This window comes from Allorhizobium sp. GW101-3B10, from assembly GCF_059424725.1.
Map to the genome: position 1 here is coordinate 920,502 of NZ_JBWKZR010000001.1, position 19,646 is coordinate 940,147.

The following is a 19,646-nucleotide window of genomic DNA, read 5'->3' on the forward strand; positions in this document are numbered from 1 at the left end:
CCTGACCGTCAGGCGGCTTTTGCCTGATCGGTGATCCGGGCCTTGATGGCGTCGACCATGGTTTCGCGGATGATCGTTTCGCCATGCGCAGTCCGCATGTGCTCGACGGTGCGGCGGACGACTTCGGCTTCCTCCTCGGCACGGGTGTGCCAAGGGCAACCCGGAACCAGTGAACCGCATTCAAACTGCTTCATGTCGGATCTCCTCTTCGACTGGGTTCAAGGCATTGAAATATATCATGAAGCGCTAATCAGACAAAGGCGAGACACGTAAGGCGCGCAACGTCCACGGTGGTGACCGCGGTCTTTTGCGGCGCGGAGGTGCGTTCGAACTGCCTATTCCGGCATGGCCCAGGCGCGGAACACCGAGCCGTTGGTCTGCGGATGACGACGGCGGGGAGCGCCCTCAATGTCGTTTGCGGCTGCGAGATCGGCCAGATCGCGGTCGGCCAGCCCCAACTGCACCTGTTCGACGAAATAGGCGTGGGGAAGATCGACGCCGCTCGTCGCCCGCAATTGTTCGGCAAGGCGATCAATGAGCTCAAGCGCATCAAGCGCTCGGTCGGTGGCTGTGGATTGCTGGGGCGGAATGCTGCTCGGGTAGGCCATCGCACATCTCCTCCATGTAACCAATGAGAAAGATAACACGACGGCAGCCTATTCCAAATGCAATTTAGTGTCGCAGGCGCGGGCTCCGAGAAATGTGACCAGAAACAGACGCGCCCGGCTGTTCGCCCTGAAGGGGTCTTGCCTTGCCCCGGTTCAGGGCCAGCGCACCACCGGCGGCATGGAGGACAGGATCGATTCAACATTGCCGCCGGTCTTCAGGCCGAAGATCGTGCCGCGGTCATAGAGCAGGTTGAACTCGACGTAGCGGCCGCGGCGGATCAACTGCTCGTCGCGGTCCTCTTCGGTCCAGGGCTGGTTGAAGTTCGACCGCACGATCTTCGGATAGACGAGATTGAAAGCGCGACCGACGTCCTGGACGAAGGCGAAGTCCGCGGCCCAGCCGCCCCGCTCCTCGGGGGAGTGCAGCCAGTCGAAGAAGATGCCGCCGATGCCGCGCGCCTCGTTGCGATGGGGCAGGAAGAAATACTCGTCGCACCAGGCCTTGTAGGCCGGGTAGTCCGCGACGGCGGCGTGGCGGCCGCAGGTGATTTCCATGGCGCGGTGGAACAGGCGGCTGTCCTGGTCCTCCTGGGTGCGGCGCCGGTCGAGCACCGGGGTCAGGTCGGCACCGCCGCCGAACCACTGGCTGGTGGTCACCACCATACGGGTGTTCATGTGCACGGCCGGCACGTTCGGATTGACCGGATGGGCGATCAGCGAGATGCCCGAGGCCCAGAAGCGCGGATCTTCCTCGGCGCCGGGCATGGTCTTGCGGAATTCCGGCGAGAACTCGCCGTGGACCGTCGAGGTATGCACGCCGACCTTCTCGAAGACGCGGCCTTCCATCATCGACATGCGGCCGCCGCCCCCGGCGCCGCCGTCACGCTGCCAGTCCTTGGGCGCGAAACGGCCGGGCGCCTGGTCGGCCAGCGGACCGGAAAGCTCGTCCTCGAGCGCTTCGAAGGAGGCGCAGATCGTGTCGCGCAGGCTTTCGAACCAAGCGCGTGCCGCCAGCTTCTTGTCCTCGATGTCGTCTGGCAGGCCTTTCGGCAGATCAGGTCTTTGCATGGCTTCCCCTGGGCATCAGCCCATGCTTGGCGACTCGTCGCCTATTGCAGTTTAGGAATTAACAGGACGGCCCGGTCTCGAACAGCGGCGCTGCGGCCACGTCCCCGAAAATCGACTCGCAAAACCGCAAGAGGGGCATTATTTTGTCTGCCAGCGAGGTGTTTGATGAGCAGAATACCCGGTCCTCCGCCGCTCGACGGCCTGAAAAAGCGCATTGCCGACCACCGGTTGGCCAAGGCCGGCAAGGACGGCGGCCATTTCGTGCGCGAGACCTTCTGCCTGACGCGCGACGAGGCGCGGGCCAAGGCGCGGGAATGGTTCGACACCTTCCCCAAGGCCGCCTACTGGACCGAAGTCGAGAGCTGGCGCCAGCTGGACGGCGACCAGATCGAGTTCACCATGCGCCGGCTGCCATCGGCCGACTGACGGGGCCGGCTGCCGGGAGCCCCCGGCATTTCTCTGGTATTTCCAGCAATCGCTAAACTTCTAAGGTTTTCTTAAAGCCGATATCAAATCGGCTCTGGCATCATCTTCCCTGTTGACGGTCTGTGCGCCTCTGCATGGACCCGGCATGAAGCCCGTCGTCAAAGCCATGGCCACCGCCCGGCATTTTTCGTGGTTCACAGCAAGGACAACTGATGACAAGTGTTTCCTTCAATTCGACGGCCGCCTCGGCACTGTCGTTGCTGACCGGTTCGAGCAGGGCGCTCGAAGCGACACAGACACGGGTGGCTTCCGGCAAGCGGGTGGACGAGGCATCGGACAACGCCGCCTACTGGTCGATCGCAACGACGATGAGCGCCGATGCCATGTCGCTGTCCAGCGCCGAGGACGCGACCGGGCTATCCGCCGCAATCACCGATACCGCCGCGCTCGGGATGGAAGCGGCGACGTCGATCGTCGCCGAGATCCAGTCCAAGCTGATCCTCGCCCAGGCGGTTGGCACGAACCGCTCGGCGGTCAATGCGGAGATCACCCAGCTCAAGGCGCAACTCGGCACGATCGCCCAGTCGAGTTCGTTCAACGGCCAGAACTGGCTCAACCTCGATGCCGGGCAGCAGCCCAAGGTCCAGTCCATGGTCGCCTCCGTCACCAGCAATGGCGACGGAGACGTGTCGGTCAACGTGATCGATTTCGACACGGCGAAGTCGACGCTGGTCAGCGGCCAGGACGCGCAGGACGGATTGCTCACGCAGTCCTATGCGGGCACGACGAAGAGTGGGGTGGCCTATGAGTACCATCTGCTCGATGCCAATTCGGCCGTTCCGGTTGCCGCCACGTCCCATGAGATTTCGGTGTCCGACGCGACGACGAGCGCCGAATTCGACGGCATGATCTCGGCGATGAATTCGATGATGACCAACATGATCGACGCCAGCGCCAATCTCGGCGCCACCCGAAGCCGGATCGCTTCCAGCACGGAGTTCCTGCAGGACCTCCAGGACATCACCGAGATCGGCATCGGCCGTCTGGTGGATGCCGACATGGAAGAGGAATCGGCCAAGCTTTCGGCGCAGAAGGTCCAGCAGCAGTTGCAGACCATCGGGCTCAACATTGCCAACAATTCGATGGGGGCCTCGCTCAAGCTGTTCGCCTGAGGGTGACGCATTGATACAGGAGGGCGGAAAAGGCTTCGCCCATGCTTTACATGAAGAGCCCGGCACATCGTCCTGATGTGCCGGGCTCACTTGTCTGGGGAATGTCGAGTTCTGACGCCCGTCAACGGCGGGTCGGACCCTTCGATTTCGGGGTCCTGCGCGTTGCACGGGTCGCCTTGCTCGATGCGTGGCGCTGCGGGACGGCGGCCGAGACCGGTTCAGGAGCGGCCACGATTGCCGGTGCTTCGGCTTCGGCGGGCTGCTCCTCGGCGATCGCTTCGATCGGGGCGGCAGGCATCTCCTCGTCATCGGCGGCGACGGCCCGAGGAGATTGTTCCACGACCGCCTCATCCGTTTCTTCACGCTCTGCCATAACGGCGACGGGCTCTTCCGCTTTCTCCGACGCCAGCGCCTGGATCGGTTCGATCACGGCATCCGTGACCGGTCCGGTTTCCGCAGCCAGATCGGCATCTGCCACCGGTTCGGGCTCGGCGACCTGTACGGCGTCGTCGATCTGTTCCGGTTCGTCGGATACCGTCTCGATGGCCGCTTCGGCCTCGATTGCCGGGCTCGGTGAAAGGGCTGGCGCCCCGGCGCCGACCGCCTCGGTCGTGGCCGACTGTTCAGGCTCGACAACGGCCGGCAGGCTGCGGGCGACGATGTCCCTGAGGATCTTGGTGACCTGCAAGGCGCCGGCAAAGTCGGTATTGGTCGCGTGTCCGGCGAGCGGCACGCGGATGTCGCTGGCGATCTGCGGGCGGGAGTTGATCTCGCCGAACCAGTCGAGTTCGCCGATCACGTCGACCACGTCGCGGCAATCCGGCGGCATGGTGATGCGCCCGCCGAAGGTGACGATGCGCAGGCCGCTTGCCATCTTGCGCAGGCGGGAGGGGTCCTCTTCCCGGATGGCGTAGAGAGCCTCGGACAGCACGCGGTTGCCGCGCGAATGACCGGCGAGCAGATGGAAGGAGAGGCCGGGATCGGCCAGCAGCGTTTCGACGGTGTCGGTGTCGAGGGCGCTCGGATGCTGCTTCAGGGCCAGCTTGTGGCGGTCTTCGTAGGCGCCGAGATGCGGGCGGCCGACGACGTCGTCGATCACTTCGAGATCGTTGCGCATATGGCCGAGCCAGCCGAAGAAGAACGAGCCGCCGATCGTCTCGTTGATGATGTCGCCGAGGCCGTAGCCCGAGACCACGGCGGCGACCGGTTCACCGATGGCGTCGGCGACGTTGCGGGCGAAAGCCGCAGCTCCGATCGCCGAGCCGCCGATGCCGGCGACCGCCAGGGCGTGCACGTCGCGCCCGCCGCGCAGCTTGTATTCCGCCACGCTGTCGCAAATCGTCAGCATCGGGCCACCGCTCGGCGGCACGATCATGATCAGGCCTTCGGAGGCGAGGGAATCGCTGATGTAGAAGGTTTCCTCGGCGGTCAGCGACTTCACGTCATAGAAGATCGCATCGAGTCCGGTGTTGCGCAGGCGCCAGGGCTCAAGCGCGGCGTTGCGGGCTGGGCGATGCTGAAGCCGCTCCGGAAAGCTCAGACTTCTGGCGAACTGGGTCAGACTCAGGGCGAATGCGGTCTCGAACATCGATCGTCTCCCGGTTTATGCTGCGGTGCAATATAGCATCTATCGGTAGAATTAGCAAACTCTGCGGGAACCACGAGCCATCATGCCGCAGTTGCAAACGTAACCGATGGACGGGCCGCGGGTCGGCGGCCGCGGCCAGTCTAGCGTGGTTTCACGACGGTTGATTGATGGGCGGGCAGGGAATGCGCGCGGCGCCACTGCCGCAAACGACGTCAGCTGGTCTGGCGCAGGGCTTCGCCGGCGATCATCGCCGCCGACATCGCGACATTGATCGAGCGTTGCCCCTCGACCATGGGAATGAGGACGCGCGCGTCGGCTCTGTCGTGGACGGGCTCGGGAACACCGGCACTTTCGCGGCCGAACAGCAGGATGTCGTCGGGGCGGTAGGCGAAGTCGGTATAGCGTTCCGCAGCCTTGGTCGATGCGAGGACCAGACGCCGCCCGCTGTCGCGCCGCCAGTCCTCGAAGCGCTCGAAATTGACATGGCGGACAAGCGACACGCTGGCCAGATAGTCCATGCCGGCGCGCTTCAGGTTGCGGTCGGAAATTTCGAAGCCGGCGGGCTCGATGATGTCGACGCCGAGGCCGAGGCAGGCGGCAAGCCTGAGGATCGTGCCGGTATTGCCGGGAATGTCGGGCTGGTAGAGGGCGATGCGAAGTCCGGTCATGGCCCTTCCTATCGCGGTACGGCCATGTCGCTCAAGGGGTGGTCAGGTGCAATTGCCTGTTGTCTTCGGGCAACAGGTCGGCGGGATCGAGCATCGACCGGAGGTTTGATGCTTTTCAATTCTGCGTAGGAAAGGTAGAAAGCACTCCTCTTCAACACGCAACAGGGAGGCCTCGATGATATCACATGGTATGACGCGCCTTCCGGTGCCGCACTACTGGCAGGCTGCGTGACGGCGACACAGTCGCCCCTCTTTCAAGACTTTTCCATTTGAATCACCTTGCGGCCGGTTGCGGCCTCATTGTCTGATTTTTGGCCCTTCCGGATCCGCAGGACGGATTCCGGTCATACGCCGGGCGCTGATTTTCTGGAGAATTCCGCATGTTTTCGTGGTTCGAGAACCGCCTCAATCCCTATCCGCCGGAAGCGCCCGTGCTGCCGCCGAAGGGGCTCGTGGCATTCTGCTGGCATTACACCAAGCCGGCCGCTCCCTGGCTGCTGCTGCTCGGACTGTGCTCGATGCTGATCGCCGTCGGCGAGGTCCTGCTCTACCAGTTCCTCGGCAATATCGTCGACTGGCTGTCGGTTGCCGACCGCGCCACCTTCCTTGAGACGGAGCAGGGCCGGCTGATCTGGATGGCGGCCCTGCTTCTTATCGGCCTGCCGGTGGTCGGGTTCATCCATACGCTGACCATGCACCAGGTGCTGGCCGGCAATTTCCCGATGATCGCCCGCTGGCAGATGCATCGCTTCCTGCTGCGCCATTCGATGACCTTCTTTGCCAACGAGTTCGCCGGCCGGGTGTCGACGAAGGTGATGCAGACTTCCCTTGCCGTGCGTGAAGCGGTGATGAAGATCATCGACGTGTTCGTCTATGCGATCAGCTTCTTCGTCTCGATGCTGGCGCTGGTCTTCGCCGCCGACTGGCGGCTGGTCGCGCCGCTGATCATCTGGATCGTCGTCTATACGCTGATCCTCACCTTCTTCGTCCCGCGCTTGCGCCGGCTCTCCAGCGAGCAGGCCGACGCGCGCTCGATGATGACGGGTCGGATCGTCGACAGCTACACCAACATCGCCACCGTGAAGCTGTTCTCCCATGCCGGCCGCGAGGAAGCCTATGCCAAGGACGGCATGAACGCCTTCCTCGACACGGTTCATCGGCAGATGCGGCAGATCACGTTGCTCAACGTCTTCGTCGACATCAACAATGCCATCGTGCTCTTTGCCATATCCGGTCTCAGCATCTGGTTCTGGCTGGGCGGCACGGTCTCTGTCGGCGCGATCGCGGTCGCCATCGGCCTTGCCATGCGCATCAACGGCATGTCGCAGTGGATCATGTGGGAGGTCTCGGCGCTCTTCGAAAACATCGGCACGGTCTATGACGGCATGGGCATGATGACGAAGCCGCACGACATCGTCGATGCCGGCGGAGCCAAGGCGCTTGCCGCGCCGAAGGGCGAGATCGTCTACGACCATGTCCGTTTCCACTATGGCAAGGACAAGGGCGTGATCGAGGACTTCTCGCTGATCATCAAGGCCGGCGAGAAGGTCGGCCTCGTCGGGCGCTCCGGTGCCGGCAAGACCACGCTGATGAACCTGTTGCTGCGCTTCTACGATCTGGAGAAGGGCCACATCCTGATCGACGGCCAGGACATTTCCGGGGTTTCGCAGGACAGCCTGCGGTCGCTGATCGGCGTCGTCACCCAGGATACCTCGCTCCTGCACCGGTCGATCCGCGACAATATCGCCTATGGGCGGCCCGAGGCGAGCGACGCGGAGGTTCTGGAGGCGGCCAGGCGCGCCAATGCCACCGAGTTCATCGAGGGCCTGGTCGACATGCAGGGCCGCAAGGGGCTCGACGCGCAGGTCGGCGAGCGCGGCGTGAAGCTCTCCGGCGGCCAGCGCCAGCGCATCGCGATTGCCCGGGTGTTCCTCAAGAACGCACCGATCCTGGTGCTCGACGAGGCGACCTCGGCGCTCGATTCCGAAGTCGAGGCGGCAATCCAGGAAAGCCTGTTCTCGCTGATGGAGGGCAAGACGGTGATCGCCATCGCTCACCGCCTGTCGACGCTGACCCAGATGGACCGGCTGGTCGTGCTCGACAAGGGCCGGATCATCGAGACGGGGACACATGGCCAGTTGGTGGCCGAGGGCGGCGTCTATGCCGACCTGTGGAACCGCCAGTCCGGCGGCTTCCTCGCCGATCAGCACGAAACCGAGGCTGCGGCGGAATAATCTTCCGCCGCACAGCCCTTCGCCCCGCCGATCGCGGCGCGGGCGAAGGGCATGCAGTTTTCGTGAAGGGGCTTCGCGGACAAATCGATTGTCGGCAGGGAAGGGCGGGGCTAAGCAGCGCTGTCCCGCCTCCGGACGAAGCGGGACAAGGCGCTGCTGAGCGGGGCATGATGCGACATTATCTCGATTGGGTCTGGGCTGGGCTGGCCGGCGGCTTGCTGGCCGTCATGATCACCATCAATAGCGGGCTCGCCGCGCATTCGACGCCCTTTGTCGCCTCATGGGTGGTGCATGGGGTGGGGGCCGTCGCCGCCTTCTTGCTGTTGCGCGTCAATCTGCTGCTGGTTACCGGCAGGCGCGGCGCGGGGCAGGGGGTGTCGAAGCCGCCGCTCTGGTCCTATCTCGGCGGCGCGCCGGGCGCCTTTGCCGTGGCGCTCTCCTCGATCGCGGTCAATTCCGAGCTGGCGCTCGCCGGCGGGCTTTCGTTGCTTCTGGTCGGGCAGATCCTGTTCGGCCTGATCTCCGATCTCTGGGGGCTGTTCGGCACGCCGAAGCGGATGCTCAACCGCTTCGACCTTTTGGCGGCTCTTTGCGTCATCGCCGGTAGCGCGCTCATCATCTATTCGGGAGGCGCGTGATGCTGACCTCTGTTCTGATCGCGCTTGCCGGCGGGGCCGCCGTCGGCATGAGCCGCTCGATCAACGGGCGCCTCACCATGGACCGCGGGGCGTTTCGCGCCTCGTTCTGGAACCATTTCATCGGTTTTGCCCTGCTCACCGTGTTCGTCGTCTTGTTCGAGCGGCAGGGCCTGGCGCTGCTCGGCCAGGTGCCGGGCTGGGCCTTTACCGGCGGCATGGTCGGCGCCGTGTTCGTCGCCATCTCGTCCTATGTCTTCCCGCGCATCGGCGCTGCCCGCTCGGCCCTGCTGATCATCGGCGGGCAGATGATCGCCGGGCTGGCGATCGACTATCTGCGCGGCACCGCAACCTTCCATGTCGGCCAGCCGGCCGGCGTGGCGCTTATCCTGTTCGGCATTTATCTCACGCGCTTTTCGAAGTGAGGGCACGAAGAGCGCCGTCGGAGAAATTCCGGGCATGACGCAAATGTAATCCCTTTCCGGCCGCATTTTCTTTGCCCCGCTCGGGAATCCGCCTATATCGCTTGGCATGATCTTCCGCTCCGTCGCCCGCCTGTTCGAAAACTGGATCTCTCCCTTCGCCCGCACGGACGACCTCAGGCCGCCGTCCGGAACCTGGGCCTTTGTCTGGTTCTATGTGCGCCAGGCGAAGATGCCCTTCGTCATGATGGCGCTGTTCGGCGGCGCGGTCGCCATGCTCGAGGCGGCCCTGTTCTGGTTCGTCGGCCGTCTCGTCGATCTGCTCGACACCGTGCCGAAGGAGGCAGGCTGGGAAGGCCTGCTCGCCGCCCATGGCGGCGAACTGCTCGTCATGGCGCTGATCGTGCTCGCCGGCCGCTTCGTCGTCGTCACGATCGGGGCGCTGGTCGAGGAGCAGGTGATCGTCCTCAACTTCTTCAATCTGGTGCGCTGGCAGGCCTATGCCCATGTCGCGCGCCAGTCGCTCTCCTTCTTCCAGAACGATTTCTCCGGCCGCATCGTCACCAAGGTCTGGTCGGCCGGGCAGTCCACCGGCGACCTCCTGACCTCGCTCTTGCAGGTCGTCTGGTTCATGGTGATCTATACGGCCTCGACCATGGCGCTGGTGGCGCAGCTCGACTGGCGGCTCGCCGGCATCATCGCGCTGTGGATCGCCGTGTTCCTCGTGTTGGCCCGCATTTTCGTGCCGCGCATCCGCCGCCACGCCAGGGAGACGGCGGAAGCAGCCTCGATGCTGAACGGCCGCATGGTCGATTCCTATTCCAACATCCAGACGCTGAAGCTGTTCGGGCGCGAGCAGCAGAACGACCATTATATCCGCGCCGGCTTCGACCGGTTCCAGGCGACGCTGACGCCGTTCGCCCGGCTCCTGACGGGGGTGCGTTCGTCGCTTGCCATGCTGTCGGGGGCGATGATCCTGATGATCGCCACGCTGTCCGTCGATCTCTGGTTCTCCGGCGCGATCACGGCCGGCGGCGTCGCCTTCACGCTCGGCCTGGTGCTCAGGCTCAACATGCTCCTTGGCCGGATGATGACGCAGCTCAACGGCATCATGCGCAATATCGGCACGATCCAGAACTCGGCGGAACTCGTCTCCAAGCCGATCGAACTGACCGACAGGCCGGGTGCCGCTGAACTCGAGGTCCGGAGCCCGGAAATCCGTTACGAGGACGTCTCCTTCCACTACGGCCGCAAGAAGGGGGCGATCGATCACCTGACGCTCACCATCCGCCCCGGCGAGAAGGTCGGCATCGTCGGACGTTCGGGGGCGGGCAAGTCGACGCTGGTGAACCTGCTCCTGCGCTTCTACGACGTCGAAGGCGGGCGCATCCTGATCGACGGCCAGGATATATCCACCGTCACACAGGAGAGCCTGCGGTCGCAGATCGGCATGGTGACGCAGGACACGGCGCTGCTGCATCGCTCGATCCGCGACAATATCGTCTTCGGCCGCGAGGATGCGACGGAGGAGATGCTGAGCAAGGCGGCGGACCGCGCCGAGGCGCTCGAGTTCATCGAACGACTGGAAGACCAGCGCGGACGCAAGGGCTTCGACGCGCATGTCGGCGAGCGCGGCGTCAAGCTCTCCGGCGGCCAGCGGCAACGCATCGCGATCGCCCGGGTCATGCTCAAGGATGCACCGATCCTGGTGCTCGACGAAGCGACCTCGGCGCTCGACTCGGAAGTCGAGGCTGCCATCCAGTCCAATCTCGACAAGCTGATGCAGGGCAAGACGGTGCTCGCCATCGCCCACCGCCTGTCGACCATCGCCGCCCTGGATCGTCTCGTGGTCATGGACAAGGGCCGGATCATCGAGGAGGGGACCCATGCCGAGCTCGTCGAGAAGGGCGGTCTCTATGCCGACCTCTGGGCGCGCCAGTCCGGCGGTTTCCTCAATACCCACGACGGCGACGACGAGGCGGATGCGAGCGTGTCCGCGACCGCCTGACGTCTCCGATCTCTCGACCGATCAGGGCAGCGGCGGAACAGCCAGATCGGCGACCAGGCCGTAGTGGTTGGAGCCGTAGTCGTCCTCGAGGCGCGTGAGCGACAGCGGGATGACGGCCTTCGATATGTAGATGTGATCGATCGGAATGCCGAATATGCCGGCCTCGACCGGCCAGGTGGCCGGCTCCGTTCCGGCCGTCTGCAGGTCGGAGCGCCTGAGGAAGCGCTGCATGTCCGGGGCGATGGTATCGGAATTGAAGTCGCCGCCGATCACCAGCGTTCCGCCGCGCTTGCGCAGGATGGCGCCGGCGCGGCGCAGCTCGGTGGTGTGGTAGTCATCAAAGTAGGGCTTGGTCAGGTGGATCGCGGCGAACTCGATCGGCCGTCCGCCGATGCGGATCGTCGCCACGGCAAAGCGGTTGCTGCGGATATCGCTGAGGCTGACGACGCTTGGAGCCTCGATCGGGTATTTCGACAGGATCATCAGGTCGCAGGCTTCGATCTGGACACCACAGCCGATGCGGTACGGATAGGCGGTCGACAGGTCCGAAAGGTGATGCAGGAGCGGCCCGGATTCGAGCAGGTAAGCGACGTCCGCGCCCGAGGCTTTGACCATGTCGATGATGCGGCCGACATTTTCGTAATTCTTGCCCAGCATGTTGAAGGACAGCAGCCGGAAGCGCGTCGCGTCGGCCGGAACGGCAATGTCGGATGCCGGCAGGAATTCCCGCTGCATCCAGAAGGCGTGGCCGCAGAGCAGCAACGACACGACCAGCAGGACATAGCCGAAGGCACTGCGGTGGAGTGCCAGGCAGGTGAGGGCACCGAGCGCCGCGACGACGCCGAGTTGCGGCTGTAGACTAAAGAAGAAGGCCAACAGCCAGAAGTCGGTGACATAGCGCAGGCTGACGACAAGCAGGCCGAAAGAGATGAGCACGCCCAGAGCGGAGGAAATTCGATCTCTTGTCAAAGGTGCAAATCCGTGGGCCCGGACGGGGTCTGAAAGGCGCGACCATGCCGCAATTTACACCGCATTGCAACATGCCCGCCGACGGTCCGAACGACGCGCAGAGAGGCGTGAATAAATCCGCGACATTGTGCCCCCATCCCCCTGTGAAGACTGGACATAATCCGATATCAAGCTTAGAAGGCGCCAAATTGGCGGGAATCTGTGGCGCAATCGTGTCCGCGCGCGGATTCGCCGTCGCCTGGCAATGCGGTGTGTCGCAGAATTTGCGAAGAGGATGGTTTGACCGTGAGCGAGCACGAGATGAATAGCGAAACCTTGGGCGAGCCTACTCGCCGCGACTTCCTTTACCTGACCACGGGCATGGCCGGTGCGGTCGGCGCCGTTGCGGTTGCCTGGCCGTTCATCGACCAGATGCGCCCGGACGCCTCCACGCTCGCACTCGGTGCGATCGAAGTCGACGTTGCGGCACTCGAGCCCGGCATGTCGCTGACGATCAAGTGGCGCGGCAAGCCGGTGTTCATCCGCAACCGCACCGACAAGGAAGTCGAAGAGGCCAAGGCCGTTGCGCTCGCCGACCTCAAGGACCCGGTCGCCCGCAACGCCAACGGCGATGCCGCCGCCGAAGCAACGGACCTCGCCCGCTCGGCCGGCGAAGGCAAGGAAAACTGGCTGGTGATGATCGGCGTCTGCACCCATCTCGGCTGCGTACCGCTCGGTCAGGCCGGCGATTTCGGTGGCTGGTTCTGTCCCTGCCACGGCTCGCACTACGACACCGCTGGCCGTATCCGCAAAGGTCCGGCACCGCAGAACCTGCCCGTTCCGACATTTGCATTCGTTTCCGATACTGTGATCAAGATCGGCTGAGGGGATTCAGAAATATGAGTGATCATTCCAGTTACCAGCCGTCGACCGGCCTTGAAAAGTGGATCGACGCGCGGCTGCCGCTGCCGCGCATGATCTATGACAGCTTCGTCGCCTATCCGGTTCCCCGCAACCTGAACTACGCCTACACCTTCGGCGCCATGCTGTCGGTGATGCTGATCGTACAGATCCTGACCGGCGTCGTTCTGGCCATGCACTATGCCGCCGACACCAGCATCGCCTTCTTCTCGGTCGAGAAGATCATGCGCGACGTGAACCACGGCTGGCTGCTGCGCTACATGCATGCCAACGGCGCATCCTTCTTCTTCATCGCCGTCTACCTGCACATCGCCCGCGGCCTCTATTACGGCTCGTACAAGGCTCCGCGCGAAATCCTCTGGATCCTCGGCGTGGTCATCTACCTGCTGATGATGGCAACCGGCTTCATGGGCTATGTCCTGCCCTGGGGTCAGATGTCCTTCTGGGGCGCGACCGTCATCACCGGCTTCTTCACCGCCTTCCCGCTGGTCGGCGAGTGGATCCAGCAGTTCCTGCTCGGTGGCTTCGCCGTCGACCAGCCGACGCTGAACCGCTTCTTCTCGCTGCACTACCTGCTGCCGTTCATGATCGCCGGCGTCGTCGTCCTGCACGTCTGGGCGCTGCACGTCACCGGCCAGACCAATCCGACCGGCGTCGAAGTCAAGTCGAAGACGGACACCGTTCCGTTCACGCCCTACGCAACGCTCAAGGATGCCTTCGGCGTAGCGGTCTTCCTGATCGTCTTCGCCTGGTTCATCTTCTACATGCCGAACTACCTCGGCCATCCCGACAACTACACGATGGCCAACCCGCTGAAGACGCCGGCCCACATCGTTCCGGAATGGTACTACCTGCCGTTCTACGCGATGCTGCGCGCCATCACCTTCAACGTGCTGTTCATCGACTCCAAGCTCGGCGGCGTGCTCGTCATGTTCGGCGCGATCCTAGTGCTGTTCTTCCTGCCCTGGCTCGACACGTCGAAGGTTCGCTCGGCCGTCTACCGCCCGTGGTACAAGCTGTTCTTCTGGATCTTCGTCGCCAATGCCATCATGCTCGGATGGCTCGGCTCGCGTCCGGCTGAAGGCCTGTACGTCGTCCTGTCGCAGATCGGTACGGCCTACTACTTCGGCTTCTTCCTGGTGATCATGCCGCTTCTGGGTCTCTTCGAAACCCCGCGCCGCATTCCGAACTCGATTACCGAGGCAGTTCTCGAAAAGAGCGGCAAATCTGCCGCGACCCAGGCCTGAGTGCGCGAGAGAGGGATCAACAACATGAAAAAGCTTGTTACAAGCATCGCGCTGATCGCTGCCATGGCTGGTTTCGTTTCCAGCGCCTCGGCAGCGGAAGAAGGCCATGACCTGGCGGCTGCCGTGGAACATGCCGCGGCTGCCAGCCACTATCCGATCATCAAGCCGCACAATCTCGGCTGGTCGTTTGCCGGTCCGTTCGGCAAGTACGACAAGGCGCAGCTGCAGCGCGGCCTGAAGATCTACAAGGAAGTCTGCTCGGCCTGTCACTCGATGAAGCTGGTGCCCTTCCGCACGCTGGAAGACCTCGGCTACTCCGAGGAACAGGTCAAGGCATTCGCCGCCGAGTATGAAGTGCAGGACGGTCCGAACGGCGACGGTGAAATGTTCACCCGCAAGGCCGTTCCGTCCGACTACTTCCCGTCGCCGTTCCCGAACGACGAAGCCGCTGCGGCCGCCAACGGCGGTGCGGCTCCGCCGGACATGTCGCTGCTGGCCAAGGCTCGCGGCGTCGAGCGCGGCTTCCCGACCTTCGTCTTCGACATCTTCACGCAGTACCAGGAAGGCGGCCCGGATTATATCTACTCGCTGCTGACCGGTTACCAGGAGGCGCCGGAAGGCGTCACCGTCGCCGAAGGTACGTATTTCAACCCGTACTTCGCCGGCGCTGCCGCGCTCGCCATGGCCCCGCCGCTCGCCGACGATCAGGTCACCTATGACGACGGCACCCCGCAGACGCTCGACCAGTATGCCAAGGACATTTCCGCCTTCCTGATGTGGGCCGCCGAGCCGCACCTCGAAGAACGCAAGCGCACCGGCTTCATGGTCATGGTGTTCCTGGCGATCTTCACCGCTCTCGTCTACATGACGAAGAAGTCGGTCTATGCCAACAAGGAACACTGAGCCTTCGGGTTTTGGAGTTTGAACGGAAAAGGCGGCCCTCGGGTCGCCTTTTTTGTTGGTCTGGATTTGCCGACTTGATAGTGTCCGGCGTCATCCTCCCACAGACCAGACAATGGACCCAACATGAGCAATTTTGCGCTGGAGCTCGCTTCCTCGATCCGCTCCATTCCCGACTATCCGAAGCCGGGCATCATCTTCCGCGACATCACCACGCTGCTCGGCAATCCGCGCGCCTTCCGCCGCGCCGTCGATGAACTGGTGCAGCCCTATGCGGGCCTGAAGGTCGGCAAGGTGGCGGGCATGGAAGCGCGCGGCTTCATCCTCGGGGGTGCGCTCGCGCATCAGCTCTCGGCCGGTTTCGTGCCGATCCGCAAGAAGGGCAAGCTGCCACATGAGACGGTCAGCATCGCCTATAGCCTGGAATACGGGGTCGACGAGATGGAGATGCATATCGACGCCGTCGAGCCGGGCGAGAAGGTAATCCTGTGCGACGACCTGATCGCCACGGGCGGTACGGCGGTCGGCGCGGTGCAGCTGCTGCGCAAGCTCGGCGCCGACGTGGTCTCGGCCTGCTTCGTCATCGATCTGCCCGATCTCGGCGGCCGCCAGAAGCTTGAGGCGCTGGGCGTCGAGGTGCGCACGCTGGTCGAATTCTCCGGCCACTGAGCCTGGCACGTCAACGCTCGGCGAGGGCGAGCCTCACGCCGAGCATCAGGAAGCCTGCGGCGAAGACCCGGCGGATGGCGTTGGTGAGCGCCCGGCTCGACAGCACGCGGTCGCGGGCAAGGGCGGCGAACCAGCCGTAAAGGGCGAAGACCACCAGGGTCATCAGCATGAAGGCAATGCTGTAGCCGCTCATGGCCAAAAGCGCGTGCGGCTGGTCGGGGTGGACGAACTGTGGCAGCAGCGCCAGGAAGAAGATCGACAGTTTCGGATTGAGCAGGTTGATCAGGACCGCATGGCGGACGATCTCGTGGCCGGACCTCGGCTTGTCGTCGGCGGACGGCGTAAGCAGGCTGGTATCGCGCCAGACGCTGATCGCCATCCAGATCAGGTAGAGCGCTCCGGCGAATTTCAGAAGGTTGAAGGCGGTCTCGTTGGTTGACAGGACCGCAGCCAGGCCGAGCATGGCGGCGGCGATGTGCGGCACGATGCCGAGCGTGCAGCCGAGCGCTGCGACGAGGGCGGTAGCACGGCCGTGCGAGAGCCCCATGGCGATCGTATAGAGCGCGCCGGTGCCGGGCGTGGCGATGACGATCAGGGAGGTGAGGGTGAATTCCAGCAGCATGATCTCTTCCGTTCGGATTGCGTTCCGGGACAGCCTAGTGCCGCCGCGGGGACCGGTCTTGAACGGAATTGCAGCCTGTCAGCGGCTGCCGGCGAAAGCGGACGGGGTCAGGCCATAGCGGCGGCGGAAGTCTCGGGTCATGTGGCTCTGGTCCGCATAGCCGGCTTCGAGCGCGGCGGCGGCAAGCCCGTGGCCGGCGGCGATCAGGTGTCGGGCGTGGCTTGCCCGCCTCTGCATCAGATAGGCGTGCGGGGTCAGCCCGGTCCAGGAGACGAAGGCCCGCAGCAGCTGGAAGCGGCCGAGGCCCGCCTCGGCGGCGAGGCCGCCGAGCGAATGATTGCTTGCCGGGTCGGCATCGAGCAGTGCCCGTGCGCGCTGCAGGCCGGTGTGAAGGCGATCGGGTGCCTGGCGATCCGTCCTTCTCACCAATGAGGCGAAGAGCTTCAGCAAGGCCTCGTCGGCGGCCAGTTGCGGCTGTGCGACATCGGCCTGCACCAGCCGCCTGAAGGCGGCCGCGAAGGTCCGAGCCAGTTCGCCGTTCTGGAAGACGGGGGCGGTGAACTCGAACTCGCCGGCCGGCCCGAAGCCGAGCGAGACCTCATGCATGCATCCCGGCGAAAGATAGAGCATGTGCCACTCGCGGGCCTCGCCGCGCAGGGGCTCGCCGTCATGCACCTCGCCGGGATTGACGGTGATGATGTCGCCGGCGCCGGCAGTCACCTGTCCGCGACCGGAGGCCGACATCTGGCCGCCGCGGGTAATCAGGCCGATGCCGAACTCGTCATGGGTGTGGCGCGGGAAGCTGTGGGCCGAGCGGGCGACGACGGCGGACAGTCCCGGATGTCCGGTCGGGAGCAGCCGAAACTCGCTCGTGCGCGCCCGCATCGCCTCAGCCCCCGATCGCCTTGCGGATGTCGCCGGCGATGTCTTCCGGTTTGGTGCCCGGGGCGTAGCGGGCGATCGGCACGCCGTCGCGGCCGACCAGGAACTTGGTGAAGTTCCATTTGATCGCCTCCGTGCCGAGGATGCCCGGCACTTCATGCGTCAGGTACTTGAACAGCGGATGGGCGCCTTCGCCATTGACCTCCACCTTGGCAAACAGCGGGAAGCCGACCTTGTAGTTGATGTCGCAGAAGGCCTTGATCTCCGCTTCGCTGCCCGGCTCCTGGCCGCCGAACTGGTTGCAGGGGAAGCCGAGGACGACGAGATCGTCGGCGAAGCTTTCCTGCAGGTGCTGCAAGCCGGCATATTGCGGGGTGTAGCCGCAGGCGCTCGCCGTATTGACGACCAGAACCAGCTTGCCGGCGAAGTCCGAAAGCGGGCGGTCCTTGCCGTCGATGTCGACGGCGTGGAAATCGTGCAGGTTCATGGGGCTCTTCTCCTATTCGAATTCGAGGATCTTGGTCCTGAAGCGCAGGACCGTTTCCCCGTTCTGGTTGACCCCTTCGCCAAGGCCGATGTTGAGGATCAGGCCGGGTCGCGACGCAAGCGGCCGGCTTTCCACGCTGGTCAGGCTATAGGTAATCATGTCGCCGGCATAGACCGGCTTCAGCCACTGCAACTGTTCGAAGCCCGGCGAGGGGCCGAGCTTCGGCGGTGCGATGCCTTCGGTCCTGAGTCGCCGAATCTCGGCGCCCCAGAAGTCGATGAAGCAGCGCATCCATCCGGCGCAGGTGTGCCAGCCCGAGGCGCAGAGTGCGCCGAAGACGTAGGATTTCGCCGCCTCCGGGTCCGTGTGAAAGGGTTGCGGGTCGAATTTTTCGGCGAAGCGGATGATGTCCTCGGCGGTGAAGAGCGTCGAACCGGTCTCGACCTTGTGGCCCGCAGGGTAGAGTTCGGTCATCTTCATGCGGCATTTTCCTCGTCGCGAATGCGGAACATGATGGCGTTTTCCGAGTGCAGCACCGTCTCGCCGCGCTGGTTCTCCAGTTCGTGACTGAAGGTGACGATGCCGATATGCGGGCGCGAGCGCATGGTGCGCGCAGCCGTGACCGTGGAGCGGCCCTTGAGCGTATCGCCGGCCAGAACCGGCTTCTTCCACTCCATGACGTCGATGCCGGGCGCGCCCTCCGACACGGACGAGAGGAGGTAGGAATCGATCATCATCCGCATGAACATGCTGCTGGTGTGCCAGCCAGACGCGCTGAGCCCGCCAAGGATGCTGGCCTTGCCGGCCTGTTCCGAGAGATGCATCGGTTGCGGATCGAATTCCGTTGCGAATTCAATGATCTCGGCGGCATCGACGATCTTCGGTCCAAGCTCGAACACCCTTCCGACATGGAAGTCTTCGAAATGCAGTTTCGGGGATAGCATGCGACGTTTCCTTGTGGGCGTTTCTGTGCAGAATGGCCGCCTCGAACTACAATTACAAGGAGTGCCGATGGCGGGATGGATCGAACAGGCGTCGTTCCTTTCGGAACTCGACCGGGAGGCGCTGGGGCATCTGGAGGGATTGCGGCCGCAGCTCATTGCCGACCGCACCACGCTGTTTCGCCCGGGCGACCAGGCCGAGGCCTTCGTCATTCTCGTTTCCGGGCGCATCGGCGTCTACCTGACGGGGCGGAGCGGGCGCGAACTGCTGCTCTATGCGGTGACGCCCGGCGAGACCTGCGTGCAGACCACGCTCGGCGTACTCGGAGGCGCTGTCTATACGGGGGAGGCGATCGCCGAGACCGATCTTGTCGCGGTGATGGTACCCCAGGCGGTGTTCGAGACACTGATGGCGACGTCTGCCACCTTTCGCGCCTTCGTGTTCCGCGCCTTTGCCGCGCGCCTGAACGATCTGATGTTCGTGCTGGAGCAGGTCGCCTTCGTCAAGGTCGAGCAGCGGCTCGCCCATGCGCTGGTCGAGAGGGCCGCCGGCCATGACGTGATCGAGGTGACGCATCAGGAACTGGCGGTGATGATCGGTTCGGCGCGCGAGGTCGTGTCGCGCCGGCTCGAAGCGCTCGGCTCGAAAGGCGTCATCGCCAATGAGCGGGGTCTGATCCGTGTGCTGGACGCGGCCGAGCTTGGCCGCATGGCCAAGTCGTCGAAAGCGTGACTTAGTCACCGACGCATCGGCTCCGCGCGCTATAGTGACGGTCCTGTGCAAGATGCCCAGCCCCGAAAGGAAATTGCCATGTTCGCCAAGAATGTCGGATCGATCGATCGTATCCTGCGCATCGTCGTCGGTCTCGTCGTGCTGTCGTTGTTCTTCATCTATCCCGATTCCTCGTGGCGCTATCTCGCTCTCCTCGGCATCGTACCGCTTCTGACCGGGCTTCTCTCGACCTGCCCGCTCTATTCGATCCTCGGTACGTCGACCTGCCCGATGAAGAAGGTCTGATCTTCGGATCACTCCCGTTGCGACAAGAGGGACCCGCTGGCTGGCTGCTGGCGGGTCCTTTTTCCATTCGGCGACGGCATATGCGCCGCAAGTCCTTTCGAAGCCCCCGTCGACACCAATTCGGAAAATCGACGGCACGGGTCTGGTCCGCTGATCGGCGGCTCTGTATCTAGGGGCGTTAC

23 protein-coding genes are annotated in these 19,646 nt (G+C 64.0%); 12 read left to right on the top strand and 11 right to left on the bottom strand.

Going from position 1 to position 19,646, the window contains the following annotated elements; translation table 11 throughout:
* Positions 1 to 8 precede the first annotated feature (8 nt).
* From AC07Y0_RS04345 to hemF, 3 genes are all read right to left on the bottom strand, one after another.
* A complete protein-coding gene (locus tag AC07Y0_RS04345; RefSeq protein ID WP_498674878.1) occupies positions 9 to 194 on the bottom strand; it encodes a DUF1059 domain-containing protein in 186 nt (61 codons plus the stop codon).
* Positions 195 to 335: 141 nt separating this feature from the next.
* Entirely contained in the window at positions 336 to 608 is a 273-nt protein-coding gene (locus AC07Y0_RS04350; protein ID WP_498674879.1) for a hypothetical protein, read from the bottom strand.
* Between the two features lie 153 nt (positions 609 to 761).
* Entirely contained in the window at positions 762 to 1,676 is a 915-nt protein-coding gene (gene hemF / locus AC07Y0_RS04355) for an oxygen-dependent coproporphyrinogen oxidase (protein ID WP_498674881.1), read from the bottom strand.
* Positions 1,677 to 1,841: 165 nt separating this feature from the next.
* Between hemF and AC07Y0_RS04360 the strand changes: the two genes are divergently transcribed.
* Positions 1,842 to 2,102, top strand: coding sequence for a hypothetical protein (locus tag AC07Y0_RS04360; RefSeq protein WP_498674883.1), 261 nt, complete (start codon positions 1,842 to 1,844; stop codon positions 2,100 to 2,102).
* Between the two features lie 212 nt (positions 2,103 to 2,314).
* Positions 2,315 to 3,274 carry a flagellin N-terminal helical domain-containing protein gene (locus AC07Y0_RS04365; RefSeq protein ID WP_498674887.1) on the top strand — a complete coding sequence of 320 codons (960 nt, stop codon included), beginning with the start codon at positions 2,315 to 2,317 and terminating at the stop codon, positions 3,272 to 3,274.
* Between the two features lie 121 nt (positions 3,275 to 3,395).
* Here the strand turns inward: AC07Y0_RS04365 and AC07Y0_RS04370 are convergent, their stop codons facing one another.
* Complete coding sequence (locus AC07Y0_RS04370; RefSeq protein ID WP_498674889.1) at positions 3,396 to 4,862, bottom strand: cell envelope biogenesis protein OmpA; 1,467 nt, start codon at positions 4,860 to 4,862, stop codon at positions 3,396 to 3,398.
* 212 nt (positions 4,863 to 5,074) lie between these two features.
* Positions 5,075 to 5,530, bottom strand: a complete 456-nt coding sequence (locus tag AC07Y0_RS04375; RefSeq protein ID WP_498674891.1) for a tRNA (cytidine(34)-2'-O)-methyltransferase — start codon at positions 5,528 to 5,530, stop codon at positions 5,075 to 5,077.
* Between the two features lie 380 nt (positions 5,531 to 5,910).
* Between AC07Y0_RS04375 and AC07Y0_RS04380 the strand changes: the two genes are divergently transcribed.
* From AC07Y0_RS04380 to AC07Y0_RS04395, 4 genes are all read left to right on the top strand, one after another.
* The gene (locus AC07Y0_RS04380) at positions 5,911 to 7,764 is read left to right on the top strand and encodes an ABC transporter ATP-binding protein (RefSeq protein ID WP_498674893.1); all 1,854 of its coding nucleotides are present in this window, start codon (positions 5,911 to 5,913) and stop codon (positions 7,762 to 7,764) included.
* 167 nt (positions 7,765 to 7,931) lie between these two features.
* Positions 7,932 to 8,402 carry a DMT family transporter gene (locus AC07Y0_RS04385; RefSeq protein ID WP_498674896.1) on the top strand — a complete coding sequence of 157 codons (471 nt, stop codon included), beginning with the start codon at positions 7,932 to 7,934 and terminating at the stop codon, positions 8,400 to 8,402.
* Entirely contained in the window at positions 8,402 to 8,824 is a 423-nt protein-coding gene (locus tag AC07Y0_RS04390) for a DMT family transporter (protein WP_498674897.1), read from the top strand. The genes AC07Y0_RS04385 and AC07Y0_RS04390 overlap by 1 nt, the downstream gene beginning before the upstream one ends.
* Before the next feature lie 106 nt (positions 8,825 to 8,930).
* Positions 8,931 to 10,829: an ABC transporter ATP-binding protein gene (locus AC07Y0_RS04395; protein ID WP_498674900.1), complete on the top strand. Its 1,899-nt coding sequence runs from the start codon at positions 8,931 to 8,933 to the stop codon at positions 10,827 to 10,829.
* Positions 10,830 to 10,850: 21 nt separating this feature from the next.
* Here AC07Y0_RS04395 and AC07Y0_RS04400 read toward each other — a convergent pair whose 3' ends face one another.
* The gene (locus AC07Y0_RS04400; protein ID WP_498674902.1) at positions 10,851 to 11,798 is read right to left on the bottom strand and encodes an endonuclease/exonuclease/phosphatase family protein; all 948 of its coding nucleotides are present in this window, start codon (positions 11,796 to 11,798) and stop codon (positions 10,851 to 10,853) included.
* Between the two features lie 285 nt (positions 11,799 to 12,083).
* Between AC07Y0_RS04400 and petA the strand changes: the two genes are divergently transcribed.
* From petA to AC07Y0_RS04420, 4 genes are all read left to right on the top strand, one after another.
* Positions 12,084 to 12,662 (top strand): ubiquinol-cytochrome c reductase iron-sulfur subunit, encoded by a 579-nt coding sequence (gene petA / locus AC07Y0_RS04405; protein WP_498674903.1) that lies wholly within the window; start codon positions 12,084 to 12,086, stop codon positions 12,660 to 12,662.
* A gap of 14 nt (positions 12,663 to 12,676) precedes the next feature.
* Positions 12,677 to 13,945, top strand: a complete 1,269-nt coding sequence (locus AC07Y0_RS04410) for a cytochrome b (RefSeq protein ID WP_498674904.1) — start codon at positions 12,677 to 12,679, stop codon at positions 13,943 to 13,945.
* 24 nt (positions 13,946 to 13,969) lie between these two features.
* Positions 13,970 to 14,848, top strand: a complete 879-nt coding sequence (locus AC07Y0_RS04415) for a cytochrome c1 (RefSeq protein ID WP_498674906.1) — start codon at positions 13,970 to 13,972, stop codon at positions 14,846 to 14,848.
* Between the two features lie 123 nt (positions 14,849 to 14,971).
* Complete coding sequence (locus AC07Y0_RS04420) at positions 14,972 to 15,514, top strand: adenine phosphoribosyltransferase (RefSeq protein WP_028735706.1); 543 nt, start codon at positions 14,972 to 14,974, stop codon at positions 15,512 to 15,514.
* Between the two features lie 10 nt (positions 15,515 to 15,524).
* Here AC07Y0_RS04420 and AC07Y0_RS04425 read toward each other — a convergent pair whose 3' ends face one another.
* The 5 genes from AC07Y0_RS04425 to AC07Y0_RS04445 all read right to left on the bottom strand — a co-directional run bounded on the left by AC07Y0_RS04425 (position 15,525) and on the right by AC07Y0_RS04445 (position 18,449).
* A complete protein-coding gene (locus AC07Y0_RS04425) occupies positions 15,525 to 16,136 on the bottom strand; it encodes a LysE family translocator (protein WP_498674908.1) in 612 nt (203 codons plus the stop codon).
* A 78-nt stretch (positions 16,137 to 16,214) separates the two neighbouring features.
* Positions 16,215 to 17,021: an AraC family transcriptional regulator gene (locus AC07Y0_RS04430; protein ID WP_498674910.1), complete on the bottom strand. Its 807-nt coding sequence runs from the start codon at positions 17,019 to 17,021 to the stop codon at positions 16,215 to 16,217.
* Between the two features lie 4 nt (positions 17,022 to 17,025).
* Complete coding sequence (locus tag AC07Y0_RS04435) at positions 17,026 to 17,505, bottom strand: glutathione peroxidase (RefSeq protein WP_498674912.1); 480 nt, start codon at positions 17,503 to 17,505, stop codon at positions 17,026 to 17,028.
* 12 nt (positions 17,506 to 17,517) lie between these two features.
* Positions 17,518 to 17,985, bottom strand: a complete 468-nt coding sequence (locus tag AC07Y0_RS04440; RefSeq protein WP_498674914.1) for a MaoC family dehydratase — start codon at positions 17,983 to 17,985, stop codon at positions 17,518 to 17,520.
* A complete protein-coding gene (locus tag AC07Y0_RS04445) occupies positions 17,982 to 18,449 on the bottom strand; it encodes a MaoC family dehydratase (RefSeq protein WP_498674917.1) in 468 nt (155 codons plus the stop codon). Before AC07Y0_RS04445 ends, AC07Y0_RS04440 begins: the two co-directional genes overlap by 4 nt.
* Before the next feature lie 67 nt (positions 18,450 to 18,516).
* Here AC07Y0_RS04445 and AC07Y0_RS04450 point away from each other — a divergent pair, with 67 nt between their 5' ends.
* Positions 18,517 to 19,179 carry a Crp/Fnr family transcriptional regulator gene (locus AC07Y0_RS04450; RefSeq protein WP_498674919.1) on the top strand — a complete coding sequence of 221 codons (663 nt, stop codon included), beginning with the start codon at positions 18,517 to 18,519 and terminating at the stop codon, positions 19,177 to 19,179.
* Positions 19,180 to 19,257: 78 nt separating this feature from the next.
* Positions 19,258 to 19,464 carry a YgaP family membrane protein gene (locus AC07Y0_RS04455; RefSeq protein ID WP_498674920.1) on the top strand — a complete coding sequence of 69 codons (207 nt, stop codon included), beginning with the start codon at positions 19,258 to 19,260 and terminating at the stop codon, positions 19,462 to 19,464.
* Positions 19,465 to 19,646 lie beyond the last annotated feature (182 nt).